General features: G+C 70.9%; 15 protein-coding genes. 12 read left to right on the plus strand and 3 right to left on the minus strand.

Annotated elements, in window-relative coordinates; genetic code table 11:
- Positions 1 to 28: 28 nt before the first annotated feature.
- The 4 genes from ilvE (at position 29) to VFL28_17340 (ending at position 3,567) form a co-directional block, all read left to right on the plus strand.
- A complete protein-coding gene (gene ilvE, locus VFL28_17325) occupies positions 29 to 928 on the plus strand; it encodes a branched-chain-amino-acid transaminase (protein HET7266432.1) in 900 nt (299 codons plus the stop codon).
- A 109-nt stretch (positions 929 to 1,037) separates the two neighbouring features.
- Positions 1,038 to 1,520, plus strand: a complete 483-nt coding sequence (locus VFL28_17330; GenBank protein ID HET7266433.1) for an NUDIX hydrolase — start codon at positions 1,038 to 1,040, stop codon at positions 1,518 to 1,520.
- Between the two features lie 5 nt (positions 1,521 to 1,525).
- Positions 1,526 to 2,722 carry a phosphopentomutase gene (locus tag VFL28_17335; protein HET7266434.1) on the plus strand — a complete coding sequence of 399 codons (1,197 nt, stop codon included), beginning with the start codon at positions 1,526 to 1,528 and terminating at the stop codon, positions 2,720 to 2,722.
- A complete protein-coding gene (locus VFL28_17340; protein HET7266435.1) occupies positions 2,719 to 3,567 on the plus strand; it encodes a purine-nucleoside phosphorylase in 849 nt (282 codons plus the stop codon). Before VFL28_17335 ends, VFL28_17340 begins: the two co-directional genes overlap by 4 nt.
- On the opposite strand, the gene VFL28_17345 is transcribed toward VFL28_17340, so the two are convergent.
- The gene (locus tag VFL28_17345) at positions 3,564 to 4,154 is read right to left on the minus strand and encodes a GNAT family N-acetyltransferase (GenBank protein ID HET7266436.1); all 591 of its coding nucleotides are present in this window, start codon (positions 4,152 to 4,154) and stop codon (positions 3,564 to 3,566) included. The two genes, VFL28_17340 and VFL28_17345, sit on opposite strands and share 4 nt — an antisense overlap.
- Before the next feature lie 128 nt (positions 4,155 to 4,282).
- Here VFL28_17345 and VFL28_17350 point away from each other — a divergent pair, with 128 nt between their 5' ends.
- The 7 genes from VFL28_17350 to VFL28_17380 all read left to right on the plus strand — a co-directional run bounded on the left by VFL28_17350 (position 4,283) and on the right by VFL28_17380 (position 12,539).
- On the plus strand, positions 4,283 to 5,587 hold the full coding sequence (locus VFL28_17350) for a thymidine phosphorylase (GenBank protein HET7266437.1): 1,305 nt from the start codon (positions 4,283 to 4,285) through the stop codon (positions 5,585 to 5,587).
- A gap of 13 nt (positions 5,588 to 5,600) precedes the next feature.
- Positions 5,601 to 6,461 carry a 3-hydroxybutyryl-CoA dehydrogenase gene (locus VFL28_17355; protein HET7266438.1) on the plus strand — a complete coding sequence of 287 codons (861 nt, stop codon included), beginning with the start codon at positions 5,601 to 5,603 and terminating at the stop codon, positions 6,459 to 6,461.
- Complete coding sequence (locus VFL28_17360) at positions 6,458 to 7,843, plus strand: serine hydrolase domain-containing protein (GenBank protein HET7266439.1); 1,386 nt, start codon at positions 6,458 to 6,460, stop codon at positions 7,841 to 7,843. Before VFL28_17355 ends, VFL28_17360 begins: the two co-directional genes overlap by 4 nt.
- A gap of 64 nt (positions 7,844 to 7,907) precedes the next feature.
- Positions 7,908 to 9,152, plus strand: a complete 1,245-nt coding sequence (locus VFL28_17365; protein ID HET7266440.1) for an acyl-CoA dehydrogenase — start codon at positions 7,908 to 7,910, stop codon at positions 9,150 to 9,152.
- Positions 9,149 to 9,922, plus strand: a complete 774-nt coding sequence (locus VFL28_17370) for an electron transfer flavoprotein subunit beta/FixA family protein (GenBank protein ID HET7266441.1) — start codon at positions 9,149 to 9,151, stop codon at positions 9,920 to 9,922. Before VFL28_17365 ends, VFL28_17370 begins: the two co-directional genes overlap by 4 nt.
- Positions 9,919 to 10,935 carry an electron transfer flavoprotein subunit alpha/FixB family protein gene (locus tag VFL28_17375; GenBank protein ID HET7266442.1) on the plus strand — a complete coding sequence of 339 codons (1,017 nt, stop codon included), beginning with the start codon at positions 9,919 to 9,921 and terminating at the stop codon, positions 10,933 to 10,935. Before VFL28_17370 ends, VFL28_17375 begins: the two co-directional genes overlap by 4 nt.
- Entirely contained in the window at positions 10,935 to 12,539 is a 1,605-nt protein-coding gene (locus VFL28_17380) for a methylmalonyl-CoA mutase family protein (GenBank protein ID HET7266443.1), read from the plus strand. The genes VFL28_17375 and VFL28_17380 overlap by 1 nt, the downstream gene beginning before the upstream one ends.
- Positions 12,540 to 12,598: 59 nt before the next feature.
- Here the strand turns inward: VFL28_17380 and VFL28_17385 are convergent, their stop codons facing one another.
- A complete protein-coding gene (locus VFL28_17385) occupies positions 12,599 to 12,958 on the minus strand; it encodes an SPW repeat protein (protein ID HET7266444.1) in 360 nt (119 codons plus the stop codon).
- Positions 12,959 to 13,137: 179 nt separating this feature from the next.
- Here VFL28_17385 and VFL28_17390 point away from each other — a divergent pair, with 179 nt between their 5' ends.
- Positions 13,138 to 13,620, plus strand: coding sequence for a hypothetical protein (locus VFL28_17390; GenBank protein HET7266445.1), 483 nt, complete (start codon positions 13,138 to 13,140; stop codon positions 13,618 to 13,620).
- 63 nt (positions 13,621 to 13,683) lie between these two features.
- Here the strand turns inward: VFL28_17390 and VFL28_17395 are convergent, their stop codons facing one another.
- Positions 13,684 to 14,508: an MBL fold metallo-hydrolase gene (locus VFL28_17395; GenBank protein ID HET7266446.1), complete on the minus strand. Its 825-nt coding sequence runs from the start codon at positions 14,506 to 14,508 to the stop codon at positions 13,684 to 13,686.
- Positions 14,509 to 14,534 lie beyond the last annotated feature (26 nt).

Raw genomic sequence — 14,534 nt, forward strand, 5'->3', positions numbered from 1 at the left:
ATCACGCTCCGCAAGGGGGACATGCGTCATGGGCGCGATCTGGATCAACGGCCGGTTCGTCTCCAAGGAAGAGGCCACCGTCTCCGTCTACGACCACGGGTTCCTCTACGGCGACGGCATTTTCGAGGGTATCCGCTGCTACAACGGGCGCGTTTTCAAGCTCGAGGAGCACGTCGACCGCCTCTTCCAGTCCGCGAAGACCATGCGCCTCGAAATTCCGATCGGCCGCGACGCGGTGATCCAGGCGATCGTCGACACCGTGCGCAAATCGGGGCTCCACGACGCGTACATCCGGCCCGTCGTGTCCCGCGGCCCGGGCGACCTGGGCATCGACCCGCGGAAATGTCCCAAGGCCAACTTCGTCATCATCGTCGATTCGATCCAGCTGTATCCCGAGGAGGCGTACCGCAACGGCCTGCGGGTCATCACGGCGTCCACCCGGCAGCGGCCGGTCGACGTGCTGAACCCGCGAATCAAGACGTGCAACTACCTCAACAACATCATGGCGCGGCTCGAGGCCAACCTCGCCGGGGTCGACGAAGCGCTGATGCTGACCTCGGAGGGCTACGTCGCGGAGTGCACCGCGGACAACGTCTTCATCGTGAAGGCGGGGCGCGTGCTGACGCCGCCCGCGTACATCGGCATCCTGGAAGGCGTGACGCGGCGCGCCGTTCTCGATCTCTGCGGGACGATCGGGGTGGCGGCATCGGAGCATATCATCACGCTGCACGACATCTACACAGCGGACGAGTGCTTCCTGACCGGCACGGGCGCGGAACTCGGCCCGGTGGTCCAGGCCGACGGACGGACGATCGGCCCCGGCAGGCCGGGCCCGGTCACGATGAAAGTGCTGACGGCGTTCCGCGACCTGGCCTCGCGCGAAGGCACGCCCGTCTACGAAACAACGGGAGCGCGCGGCGGAGACTGAGCACAACCGTTCCCTCCCTTATCCGGCCGCCCGCCGACCTCCCATGACGGGCGGCGCGCGGGCACTCGGCAGCCGTCGCGTGTTCACGGGGCGCGCGTTTAAGGTGCGCGTGGACGAACTTGAGAGTCCGAGCGGACGCCGCTCGACCTTTGAGCTGGTAGAGCACCCCGGCGCGATCGCAATCGTTGCGATGCTGCCCGGCGAGGAGATTGTGCTGGTGCAGCAGACGCGGCACGCCGCGGGCCGGAAGCTGTTCGAAATCCCCGCCGGCACGCTGGAGCCGCCGGAGACGCCCGAGGCGTGCGCGCGCCGAGAGCTCGCGGAGGAGGCCGGATACGCCGCGCACACCTGGGAACGGCTGGCGACCTTCTACCCGGCGCCGGGCTTCTCCAACGAGCTGATGCATCTCTTTCTCGCCGAAGACCTGCACCCGGCGCAGGGGGAGCGCGATCGCGAGGAGGAGGACCTGACGGTTCATCGTGTGCCGCTGGCCGTCGCGCGGCGGCTCGTCGCCACCGGAGAGATCTGCGACGCAAAGTCCATCGTCGGTATCCTGCTCGCGGCCGAACGCTTCGGCGTGACGCCGGGCTAGCGGCGGTGGCCGTCGAGACGCGCGGCCCCTGCACGCGCGTCGTGGTCATCGTGCTGGACAGTTGCGGGATCGGCGGGGCACCCGACGCCGCCCGGTACGGGGACGAGGGTTCCGCGACCCTCCCGCATACGGCTGCGGCCTGCGGCGGCCTCCGGATGCCTGTCTTGGGACGGCTGGGCCTCGGCCGGCTTGCGGAGATCGCGGGCGTGCCGCCGGCCGAGCATCCCGCGGGCGCGTTCGGCATCCTCACCGAGGTCTCGGCCGGGAAGGACAGCACGACGGGGCACTGGGAACTCATGGGCCTCGTCCTCGACCGGCCGTTTCCGACGTACCCGCGTGGTTTCCCGCCGGAGGTCATCGAGCCGTTCGAAGCGCGGATCGGCCGCCGGGTCCTCGGCAACAAGCCGGCGTCGGGGACCGTGATCATCGCCGACCTCGGCGAGGAGCACATCCGGACTGGGCGCCCGATCGTGTATACTTCCGCGGACAGCGTTTTCCAGATCGCCGCGCACGAGTCGGTGATTCCGATCGACGAGCTCTACCGGATGTGCGAGATCGCGCGGGGGATCCTGACCGGCCCGCACGCGGTCAGCCGCGTGATCGCGCGGCCGTTCGTCGGTGTGCCCGGGCGGTTCGTGCGCACCGATCGCCGGCGCGACTTCTCGGTGGCGCCGCCGCGCGACACCGTTCTCGATCGGCTCGTCGCCCGCGGCGTACCGGTCGCGGCGATCGGCAAGATCGCGGACCTCTTCGCGAAACGCGGCATTACGAGCACCGTGCACACGCACGATGACATGGACGGTATGACGCAGACCGTCCTTGTCCTGGAGACGCTCAAGCGCGGCCTCATCTTCACGAACCTCGTCGATCTCGACACGCTCTACGGCCACCGGAACGACCCCGCCGGATACGGCGCCGATCTCGAGCGCATCGACGCCAGGTTCGCGGAAGTGCTGGAGCGGCTCGGACGCGCAGATCTCCTGCTGGTAACCGCGGACCACGGCAACGACCCGACAACCCCCGGCACCGACCACTCGCGCGAGCGGGTGCCGCTCATAGCGGCCGGACCGCGCGTGCGCGCGGGAACGGATCTCGGTGTGCGCCGGACCTTCGCCGACCTCGGCGCGACCGTCGCCGCGGCCCTCGGCGTCGACGGCACGGGCGCGGGCACGAGCGTTCTCGCGCAGGTTCTACGGCCGTGACGGCGCCCGGCCCGCCGGAGATTCGTGCCGCGCTCGAGGACGCGGCCGCCGCGGTGCGGGCGCATTCGCGCCTCGCGCCTCGTTGCGGCATTGTGCTCGGCAGCGGCCTCGGCGGGCTGGCGGAGGCGATCGACGCCGAGACCGCCGTTCCGTACACCGCGATCCCGTGCATGCCGGTGCCAACCGCGCAGGGCCACGCGGGGGAACTGGTGCTGGGCCGGCTCGAAGGGCGCCCGGTCGTGGCGCTCCGCGGGCGCGTGCACCTCTACGAGGGCCGCACGCCGGCAGACGTGGTCTTCTCCGTCCGGCTGCTCGCCGCGCTCGGCGCGCCGGTCGTCATCCTAAGCAACGCCGCGGGCGGGCTCAACCCCGTGTTTCAGCGCGGCGATCTCATGCTGCTCACCGACCACCTCAACCTGACGGGCACCAACCCGCTGGTCGGCCCGAACGACGAGCGTCTCGGGCCGCGCTTTCCGGATATGTCGCAGGTGTACGATCCGGTGCTGTGCACGCTCGCGGACGACGCGGGCCGCGCGGCCGGGACGCCGCTGCGCCGCGGTGTCTACGCGGGCGTGCTCGGGCCGTCGTACGAGACGCCGGCCGAGATCCGGATGATCCGCGCGCTCGGCGCGGACGCGGTGGGGATGTCGACCGTGCTCGAGGCGATCGCGGCGCGGCACGCCGGCATGCGCGTCCTCGGCATCGCCGTGATCACCAACGCGGCCGGACGGGAGACGGGACCCCGGGACCGGACGCTACGTCACGAGGACGTGCTGGCCGCCGCCGCGGCGTCGGGGCCGCGGCTCGTCGGCGTCGTGCGGTCCGTCGTACGGGCGCTCGATTAACCGAGTGCGTGAGCACCGCCTCGCGGACGCCGGCCCGCGATCCGCGCGGCGGCGGCTAACCGACGCGAACGCGGGCGGCGAAGGCGGCGTGCGCGCTCCGCACCGGACGAGGCCAGACGCGTGAGCGCCCCCATGCCGAGCTCCATCGAGATCCACGCCGTCACCGTCTCCGCGCCGAGACGCCGGTAGAAGTCGATCGCCGGCCTGTTCCAGCGCAGCACGCTCCAGGCCATGCGCCGGCATCCCGCCCGCGCCGCGGTGCGGGCCAGCGCGCGCATCAGCGCGAGGCCCGCGCCTTCCCCGCGGGCCTCGGGCAGCACGAAGATGTCCTCGATGTACAGCGTCGGCCTCCCCGCGAAGGTCGAGTAGGTCATCAGGTAGATCGCGACGCCGATCGGCTCTGCGCCGCGGCGGCAGATCAGCGCTCTGAAATAGGGCCGCCGCCCGGACCCGTGCCGGCGCAGCACGGCCGGCGTCGACCTGACGTGTCGGCGGCGCCGTTCGTACACGGCGAGCCCCACGACGAGGTTCCATACGGTGGGGAATTCGCGGGCGGTGGCGGGGCGTACGGTGATAGCGTCGCGCACGGCGGCTCGGCTTCGACGCGACGCGCGGGCCGGCCTCCCCGCCCCCTCGCCGGTGGCGTCGGCGTATTCCGCCGGCCGGTGCCGGAGGTGTGACCGTCGCCCGGGGGAAAGACCACGGTGCGGCCGCGATGCGACCCTACGACGTCATCCGAGCGAAGCGGGACGGCGAAGCCCTCCCGGCGGGTATGGTGCGCGAGTTTGTGGGCGCGTATGTCGCGGGTGGCGTCTCCGACATAGAGATGGCCGCGTTTCTCATGGCCGTCTTCTTCAAAGGGCTCTCCTCCGACGAGATCTCGGCGCTCACGCAGGCGATGGTCGACAGCGGCGAGACGCTGGACCTCAGCGGCGTCCGCGGGCCGACGGTCGACAAGCACAGCACCGGCGGCGTGGGGGACAAGACCTCGCTCGTCGTGGTGCCGCTCGCGGCGAGCGCCGGCGCGCGCGTCGCGAAGTTGTCCGGCCGCGCGCTCGGCCATACCGGCGGCACGCTCGACAAGCTCGAGGCGATCCCGGGACTGCGTGTGGAGCTCGAGCCGGACGTCCTCGTCGCGCAGGTCAACCGCGTAGGCTGCGCGATTGCCGGGCAGTCGGCGAAACTCGTCCCGGCGGACAAGCGCCTGTACGCGCTCCGGGATCAGACCGCCACCGTCAACAGCGTCGCGCTCATCGCGTCGAGCGTGATGAGCAAGAAGATCGCCGCCGGCAGCCGCGCCATCGTCCTCGACGTCAAAACGGGCAGCGGCGCGTTCATGAAGACGCCGGCGGAGTCGCGCGCCCTTGCCCGGACGATGGTGGAGATCGGACGGGCCGCCGGCCGCCGCACCGCCGCGGTGCTGAGCAGCATGGAACAGCCCCTCGGCCGGACGGTTGGCAACGCCATGGAGGTGGAGGAGGCGATTCGCACCCTGCGCGGTGAAGGGCCGGGCGACCTGCGCGAACTCGCGCTGATGCTGGGAGCCGAAATGCTGGTGCTCTCGGGGATCGCGCCGGATGCCCGCGGCGCGCGGGAACGCCTCGAAACGGCGCTCGCCCGCGGCGAGGGCGCCCGCACCTTCGCGGCGATGATCGAGGCGCAGGGCGGCGACCCCGGGGTCGTCGAGCGCCCGCAGCGGCTGCCGGGCACGACCCTCGAGCGGCCCGTGGCGGCGCCGGCCGACGGCTTCGTGACGGCCATCGACGCCGAGGCGATCGGCTATGCTGCGATCGCGCTCGGCGCTGGACGGGCCACCGCCCGCGACCGGATCGATCCCGGTGCGGGGATCGTCCTGGAGCGGAAGATCGGGCATCCGGTCCGGCGCGGCGAACCGCTCGCGCTGCTGCGCGCGCGCGACGAGGCACGCGTGGCCGAGGCCGCGCGCCGGGTGGCCGCGGCGTATCACATCGGACCGGAGACGCCCGGGGCGACGTCGCTGATTCTGGACGTGATCGAATAACGGGAGGTGCGTCGTGGCGTTCCGTACCGTCGGGGTCGCGGGCTTCGGCCTCATGGGATCGGGGATCGTCGAGGTGTGCGCGAGATCCGGTTACGACGTCGTCGTCCGCGAAGTCTCGGACGATCTGCTGGCGCGCGGGTTCGACCGGCTGGAGCGGTCGCTCGCCCGCGGCGTCGAGCGCGGCAAGCTGCCGGCGGCGGACCGGGACGCCGCGCGCGGGCGGGTTCGCGGCACGACGCGCCTCGAGGACCTCGCGAAGTGCGACCTCGTGATCGAAGCGATCGTCGAGCTGATGGATGCGAAGAAAGCGCTCTACGCCGGGCTCGACCGCGTCTGCCCGCCGGCCACCGTCTTCGCCAGCAACACCAGCTCGCTCAGCATTACCGAAATGGCGTCGGTCACACGGCGCGCCGAGCGCGTCATCGGCACGCATTTTTTCAACCCCGTGCCGGTGATGAAGCCGGTCGAAATTGTGCGCGGCTTCCAAACCTCGGCCGAGACGCTGGCGGCCGCGCGGACGTTCTGCGAGTCCCTCGGCAAGACGGTCGTCGTCTGCAAAGACTCGCCGGGGTTCATCGTCAATCTGTTGCTGGTGCCCTACCTGCTCGACGCGGTGCGGGCGCTCGAGCTCGGCGTCGCGAGCCGGGAGGACATCGACACCGCGGTGCAGCTCGGCCTCAATCATCCGATGGGGCCGTTGACGCTGCTCGACTTCGTCGGGATCGACACGACGTACTACATCGCGGAGGCGATGTACCAGGAGTTCAAAGACACCCGCTACGCGGCCCCGCCGCTGATGCGCAAGATGGTGCTGGCCGGCTACCACGGCCGGAAGACCGGGCGCGGCTTCTACGAGTATCCGGAGGGCCGGTGAACGCGTTCGAAGCCTACGCGGATGCGCTGCTCGCACGCTATGCGGTGCCGGGCGCCGCGGCGGCCGCCTCGCGCGACGGCGAAGTCGTGTACGCGCGGGGTTTCGGCGCGGCGAACCGCGAGCGCGGCGTGCCCGCCGGCCCGGAGACCGTGTTCGGCGTCGCCTCCGTGACGAAGTCGTTCACCGGGGCGGCGATCATGCGTCTTGCCGGCGAGCGACGGCTCGCCGTGGAGGATCCCGTGGTCGAATATCTGCCCGAGCTTCGCCTGCCGCACGGGGACGCGGGCGCAATTCGGATTCACCACTTCCTGACGCACACGCCGGGCTTCCCGCCGCTGCCGTCGCGCTGGTTTGCGTTCGGCGCAAGCGTCCGGCTGGATACCGAAGGCGCTCCGCCGCCGGTGCCGGTCGAGAGCCGTCCGCCGTTCGCCACGGCCGGCGACCTGATGGCGTATCTGGCGGACGGCGACTGGACTCCGCTCGGCCCGCCCGGCGCCTACTTCAGCTACAGCAACGAAGGGTTCGCGCTGCTCGGCGAGATCGTGGCGCGCGTGAGCGGCCGGTCGTACGAGCGCTACGTGACCGGCGAGATCATCCGGCCGCTCGGCCTCGGGCGGACTACGTTCGGGCCCAAGGCCGCCGAGGCGGTGGCGGGCATGACCACGCCGTACATCGCGCAGACGCGCGGGGGCGTCAGGCAGATCGTTCCGGCCAGGACCTGGTGGCACTCCGAGGTGTGGGATCCGGCCGGCGGAATCTGCTCGACGGTTCTCGATCTGCTGCGCTACCTCGATCTCTACCGCGGCGGGCACGGCTCCGGACACGGCGTCCTATCGGCGGAGTCGATCGCGGCGATGCTCCGCCCGCACGCCTCGACGGGCCCCGGCCAGGCGTACGGCTACGGCTTCGGCATCATCCCCGACTATTGGGGCGCGGCGCTCGCGGAGCACGGAGGCGGGCGGCGCAGCATCTCCGCGCACGTCGCGTGCGTCCCGTCGCGCGGCACGGCGGTTGCCGTGCTCGCGAACCTGGCCGACGCGCCCGTACGGACGATCGCCCACGGCCTGCTCAACGCGCTCGAAGGCCGGGCGCCGGAGGTCGCGGCGATTTCCTACCCCGACTACGCGGCGCCGGGCGGCCGGCTCGAGGCGTATGCGGGGGAATACCGGTCCGGTGAAGGATCGCTGGTGCGTGCGCACGCGGCGGTCGGCCGGCTCGAAATCGAGGTCGACGGCGACCGCCTCCCGGCGCGCGCCGTCGGCCCGGACGCGTTCGTCGTGACGGTGCGCGGCACCGAGCAGTACGTCCGCTTTCACACGGACGGCGGGGACCGCGCGTGGGCCGTCGCGTTCGGGTCCCGCGTGATACGGCGGACGGGGTAGAATCAATCGCAGCGGGGCGGCGCACGTAGGTTCGGGTCCCGGCCGCCACGAACGAGAAGGTGCGATGGAGTTCACGCTGAGCGAAGAACACCGCCTGGTGCAAACCACGGTGCGCGAGTGGGCGCAGAAGCGTCTGCTCCCGATCGCCGCCGACATGGACCGTACCGGCGCCTATCCGCGCGAGCTCCTCCGGGAGCTGGGCGAGATGGGGCTCACCGGCGTGTTCATTCCCGAGGAATACGGCGGCGGCGGGATGGACACCGTCTCCTACTGCATCGTCCTCGAGGAGATCGCCCGCGCGGAAGCGGCGCTGGCCGCGGTGCTCTCGGTCAACAACTCGCTGGACTGCTTTCCGCTCTTCGCGTTCGGCACCGAAGCGCAGAAACGGACGTACCTCACGGAACTGGCGCGGGGGCGGAAGCTCGGCTGCTACTGCCTGACCGAACCGACCGCCGGCTCGGACGCGGCCTCACTCCGCACCACCGCCCGGCGCGACGGGGGCTCGTGGGTGCTCAACGGTACAAAGATCTTCGTGACGAACGGCGTCGAAGCCGACGTGCTGATCGTCTACGCGCGGACGGGCGGCGAGGGGCCGCACGGGATTAGCGCCTTTATCGCGGAGCGGGGTGACCCGGGCCTCAGCGTCGGGAAAGTAGAGCGCAAACTCGGCATCCACGCCAGCAGCACGGCGGAAATCGTGTTCCAAGATTGCCGGTTTCCCGCGGACCGTCTGCTGGGGGAGGAGGGCGCGGGCTTCACCGTGGCGATGGCCACCCTCGACGGCGGGCGGATCGGCATCGCGGCCCAGGCCCTCGGCATCGCCCGCGCCGCGCTCGAGGACGCCGTCGCCTACGCGAAGGAGCGCCGTCAATTCGGCCGCGCGATCGCGGAGTTTCAGGCCACGCGGTGGAAGATCGCGGATGTGGCGACCCGGATCCAGGCCGGCCGTCTCCTCATGTACCGGGCGGCGTGGATCCGCGATCAGGGCCGCCGCCACACGCTCGAAGCCTCGATTGCCAAGCTCTTTGCCTCGGAGACTGCGATGTGGGCCGCCACTCAGGCGGTGCAGATCTTCGGCGGGTACGGGTACATCCAGGACTACCCGGTCGAGCGGCATTTCCGCGACGCGAAGATCACGGAAATCTACGAAGGCACCTCAGAGATCCAGCGGCTCGTCATCGCGCGCCACGTGCTCGGCGCGCTCGACGGCGCCGTGGAGCCGGTCGCCGCGGGAGCCGCGAAGGCGGCGGAGGTCCCGCGGACAGACCGCGAAGGCGGCCGAGACGGAACCGGAGGCCGCGAGGCGTGAACGTCGTCGTCTGCGTCAAGCACGTACCCGACACCGAGGTCCCGATCAAGATCCGCGCCGACAGGCGGGGCGTCGAGGAGAGCGGGCTCAATTTCGTCCTCAACTTCTACGACGAGCACGGGGTGGAGGAGGCGCTGCGGATCCGGGAGCGGCTCGGCGGCACCGTGACGCTCGTGACCGCGGGGCCGCCTCGGGCCGTCGAAGCCCTGCGGACCGGCCTCGCCATGGGAGCCGACGCGGCGATCCACATTCAGGATCCCGCGCTCGCGTCGCTGGACCACATCGGCACCGCGCGCGTCCTCGCCGCGGCGATCAAGCCGCTCTCGGCCGACCTCGTCTTGTGCGGTAAGCTCTCCACGGACGACAACGCGGCCGTCGTGGGACCCGCGGTGGCCGAATTTCTCGGGCTGCCCCAGGCGACCGCGATCACGAAACTCGCGTTGGGCGAGGGCAAGGCGACCGCGCATCGCGAGGTCGAGGGCGCGGTCGAGGTGCTCGAGGTGACGCTGCCGGCCGTGATCACGGTCGAGCGAGGGATCAACGAGCCGCGATATCCGTCGCTGCCGGGCATCATGCGTGCGAAGCGCACGCCCGTCACGGCGCGCACCCTCGCTGATCTCGGGTTCGACACCGCGCCGCCCGCGCACGTCGAGTTGCTCGGGATGACGCCGCCGCCGAAGCGGCAGGCCGGCCGGCGCCTGGAGGGCGAGCCGGCCGAGGTCGTGCGCAGTCTCGTTCGCGCGCTGCGCGAGGAGGCGAAGGTGCTGTGAGCGCGGCGTCCGACGTCTGGGTCGTCGCGGAGCACGCCGGCGGGCGCCCGCGCAAGATCGCCTACGAGCTGCTCGGGCTCGCGAAGGTTCTGGCGGGCCCGATGAAGGTGCACGCCGTTCTCGCCGGCCGCGAGGTCGCCGGAATGGCCGGCGACCTCGCGGCCCACGGCGCGCAGGTGGTGCACGTCGCCGAGTCTCCGCTGCTCGAGCCGTACACGACCGACGCGCACGCGCAGGTGGTCGCGGCGCTGCTCGCCTCCGCCGCCCCGGGGCTCGTGCTGGTGGGGAGTACGGCGGCCGGGCGCGATCTCGCGCCGCGGCTCGCCGCGCGGCTCGACGCGGGGATCGTCACCGACTGCGCGTCTGTCGAGATCGAGGATGAGCGTGTCGTCGCCACCCGTCCCGCCATGACCCGCAAGGCGATCGCGCGCGTCGCGTTCGGCGGCGGGATCCGGATCGCGGTGGTGCTCCCGAACATCTATCCGCCGGCGCCGGCGGAGCAGGGCAGGTCCGCGGACGTCGTGGCCGTTCCGGTGACGCTCGACCCCGGCTCGATCCGTTCGCGGGTCGTCGACGTCTCGACCATCAAACGGGAGACGGTGCCGCTGACCGAGGCGGACATCATCGTCTCCGGCGGCCGGGGGCTGCGCGGGCCGGAGAACTTCGCGCTCCTCGACACGCTGGCGGCGGCGCTCGGCGCGGCCGTCGGCTCGAGCCGCCCGCCTGTCGATTCCGGCTGGGTGCCGCACGACTACGAGATCGGCCAGACCGGGAAGACCGTCAACCCCCAGCTCTACATCGCCTGCGGCATCTCCGGCGCCCCGCAGCACCTCGCCGGGATGTCCGGGTCGCGGTGCATCGTGGCGATCAACAAGGATCCGCAGGCGCCGATCTTCGGCATCGCGACCTACGGCGTGGTCGGCGACCTGTTCGAGATCCTGCCGCTGCTGACCGAGGAAGTGCGCCGGGTCAAGGGCGGCGCGGCCGACGGCGACCGGCCGGCAGCGGGCTGATGGCGGAGCCGCGCGAGCGCGCGCCTCGGTTCAGCACGATCTCGGACCTCGAGATCAAGCGGCTCTACACGCCCGACGACATCCGCGGTGACGACACCGCGCGGGACCTCGGGGCGCCCGGCGAGTACCCGTACACGCGCGGCATCCACGCCACGATGTACCGCGGACGGCTGTGGACGATGCGGATGTTCGCCGGGTTCGGGTCGGCCGAGGACACGAACGCGCGCTTCCACTATCTCCTCCGGCAGGGTCAGACCGGACTCTCCACCGCCTTCGACATGCCGACGCTCATGGGCTACGACTCCGACCATCCCCGCTCGGCGGGGGAGGTGGGGCGCGAGGGGGTCGCGATCGACAGCGTGGACGACATGGACGTCCTGCTCCGCGACCTGCCGCTCGACGAGATCACCACGTCCATGACGATCAACGCGCCCGCGAACATCCTGCTGGCGATGTACGTCGCGGTCGCCGCGGCGCGCGGCCTCAGCCCGTCAACGCTCGGCGGGACGACGCAGACCGACATTCTCAAAGAGTTCATCGCGCAGAAGGAGTGGATTGTCCCGCCGCGGCCGAGCATGAAGCTCGTCCAGGACATCATGGTCTACGGCACGGCGCACCTGCCGCGCTGGAACACGATCAGCATCAGCGGCTACCACATCCGGGAGGCCGGGGCCACCGCCGTGCAGGAGCTGGCGTTCACACTGGCCGACGGCATCGCCTACGTACAAGCCGGCGTCGAGGCGGGGTTGGAGGTGGACGCGTTCGCGCCCCGCCTGTCGTTCTTCTTCGACGTCCACAGCGATTTCTTCGAAGAGATCGCCAAGTTCCGGGCGGCCCGCCGGATGTGGGCGCGGATCATGCGGGAGCGGTTCGGCGCCCGCCACCCGCGCTCGATGATGCTGCGGACGCACGCGCAGACGGCCGGCGTCAGCCTCACCGCGCAGCAGCCGCAGAACAACATCGTCCGCACGGCGCTGCAGGCGCTCGCCGCCGTGCTGGGCGGCTGTCAGTCGCTGCACACCAATTCCCTCGACGAGACCTACGCGCTGCCCACGGAGGAGGCGGCGACGCTCGCGCTGCGGACGCAGCAGGTCATCGCGTACGAGACCGGCGTGACCCACTCCGTCGACCCGGCTGGCGGCGCGTACTTCATCGAGGCCCTCACCGACCGCGTCGAGGCGGACGCCGCGGAGTACATCAAGACGATCGACGAGATGGGCGGCATGCTCGCCGCGATCGAGCAGGGGTACCCGATGCGGGAGATCGCGGAGGCCAGCTACCGCTACCAGCAGCAGCTCGAACGCCGGGAGAAGGTGATCGTCGGCGTCAATGAGTTCGCCGACCGCGCGACGGTCCCGATCCCGCAGCTCCACATCGACCCCGAGGTCGAACGGCGGCAGATCGAGCGCGTCCGCCGCACCCGGGCGACCCGCGACCAGACCGCGGCACGGCGGGCGCTGGACGTCCTGCGGCGCATCACGGAACAGGGCGGCAACACGATGCCGGCGATCGTCGACGCGGTGCGGGCGCGCGTCACGATCGGCGAGATCTGCGACGTCTTCCGGCAGGTCTACGGGGAGTATCGCGAACAGGCCGTTCTCTGATAGACTCCCTCTCATCCGCTTTGGGGTGGAGGAGGCGGAAAGCGGGCGGGGCAGCCGGGTTACCGGGTTTGATGCGGCGACGTCACCGCCCGCGGCATCAGCTGCAGGTCCCAGACGCTTAGGATCAACGCTACGATCCCCAGGATCAGGGACGTCCAAAACGCCGCGGGGTGCTGCGTAAAGCTCAGGATCCAAGGCGCGATGATGAACCAGATGCCCACCAGCGCGTTCACGACCTGAATCCAGAACTGCCGGCGCTGCTCCGCGGAGAGCGCGGCGCTCGCGCCGAGAATCAACAGAATAACACCGCCGACTGCGCTGGTCCACGTCATCGCCGGGTTCGCCGTGAAGCCGAGCGACGACGGCGCAATGATGAACCAGATGCCGATCAAAGCGACGATCACGTTCTGCCACACCATGGACGCGTCACCTCACTTTCGCTGTCAGCGTCCCGTGGGCGCCTTCCGCCTCCACCTACAATTTTACCGCGCTGCGCAAGGGGTACAGTCGTAATGTGCGCGGGAGCGGCGCATCGCCGCCGCCGGCGCATAACAACGGACCGGCGTCGGCCGGCCCGGAAAGGGCAGGTGAGTTTGAGGTGAGGACCTGGTTCTGCATCGCACTGGCGGCCGGGCTCGCGCTCGGCGTCGCACTACCCCGACCCGCGGCCGCGCAAGTACCGCTGACGTACAATCTCACCCTGACGGGAGACACCTTCAGCGGCGTGCGTCCGACGGGCACGATCGACGGCACGCTCGGCGGAGTCGCGGTGGGGGGCACGTACTCGGGCGGCGCCTGGACGCTCACGTCCTATGGACGCCCGATCGCCTCGGGCCTCTATACCTGCGTGCGGATCTGCCGCTTCTCCGGCACAATGCTCGTGGGCAGGGCAATCGGTTATATGTGGACGTCGCAGGTGCCGACCTGGGACGCTCAGATTCAGCGCGCGTTGGGGTCGATCGACGGGGTGTTTGCCTCCCGCGGCGATTGGTCGAGGGCGGTCGGCGCATGGGCGCGGGCGAACGGGCTTCCGCCCGATCTGCAAACGCGCTTGATCTTCGACGCCCGAACGGGGATGTAGACGTACCGGATCGGCCCTCCTCCGATAGTTCCACATTCCGGGGCGTTTGTCACCCCGCTCCGATCAGGCGCGAACGGGCGGGGTGCCGAGGGCCCGCACGTAACGCTCGGCTGAGCGCGCGACGACCGCCTTCGCGTCCGACGGCACGACGCGGTCGAACCACCCGCCGTAGATCCGGTCGAACCGCAGGTTCTCGACCGCGGCCGCAACGCGCCGGACCGCCGTGGGGGCCAGCGGAATGTAATTCGGGTACGAGTACATGAAACTCACCGCGCCGCGGTCGGGCACACACTGGATCGTGTCGCCCGTCAGCAGGGCGCCGCGGCCGCCTGCGCCGGCGGGCCAGTGCAGCAGCGCCGACCCCGCAAAGTGTCCGCCGCACCGTACGAGTGTAAGCCCGCCGGGCAGCGCCCGGCGCTCGCCGTCCCAGAACTGGATCACCGGATCCGGACGCATCACGTACTCGCGATCCGTCGCGGGCAAATAGACGGGCGCGCGGCCGAAGGCGTGGCTCCAGTCGACCACCGAAGCGTAGAAGTGGGGGTGCGAGACCGCGATCGCCGCGAGCCCGCCCATCGCGCGCACCGCTTCGACGACCGCGTCGTCGAGCAGGCTCGTGCAGTCCCACAGCACGTTGCCCTCCGGCGTCCGGACGAGCAGCGCGCGTTGCCCGATCGCGAACGACGGCTCCATTCCGATGCCGAGGAGACCCGGCTCCTCGGCGCGCAGTACGTTCCGGTGCGAGCGCCGCAGCGCCTCCGGCGTCGTCCAAGTCTGTCCACGCCGGTTGACGAACTGCCGCTCGTCGTCGCAGATCGGGCAGGACGCGGGCGGCTGCGGTCGCTCGGCAAACTGCACGCCGCAGGTCACGCAGATGTGGGCCGGCATAGGACGGACGTTCGGCTCAAAACCCG

The sequence above is a fragment of the bacterium genome (assembly GCA_035691305.1).
Lineage (GTDB): Bacteria > Sysuimicrobiota > Sysuimicrobiia > Sysuimicrobiales > Segetimicrobiaceae > DASSJF01.

What these genes read in the sequence shown, in the direction of transcription:
- ilvE (HET7266432.1), top strand. Translation starts at nt 29, where the DNA reads ATGGGCGCGATCTGGATCAACGGCCGGTTCGTCTCCAAGGAAGAGGCC.
- VFL28_17350 (HET7266437.1), top strand. Translation starts at nt 4,283, where the DNA reads ATGCGACCCTACGACGTCATCCGAGCGAAGCGGGACGGCGAAGCCCTC.
- VFL28_17365 (HET7266440.1), top strand. Translation starts at nt 7,908, where the DNA reads ATGGAGTTCACGCTGAGCGAAGAACACCGCCTGGTGCAAACCACGGTG.
- VFL28_17380 (HET7266443.1), top strand. Translation starts at nt 10,935, where the DNA reads ATGGCGGAGCCGCGCGAGCGCGCGCCTCGGTTCAGCACGATCTCGGAC.
- VFL28_17385 (HET7266444.1), bottom strand. Translation starts at nt 12,958, where the DNA reads ATGGTGTGGCAGAACGTGATCGTCGCTTTGATCGGCATCTGGTTCATC.
- VFL28_17395 (HET7266446.1), bottom strand. Translation starts at nt 14,508, where the DNA reads ATGCCGGCCCACATCTGCGTGACCTGCGGCGTGCAGTTTGCCGAGCGA.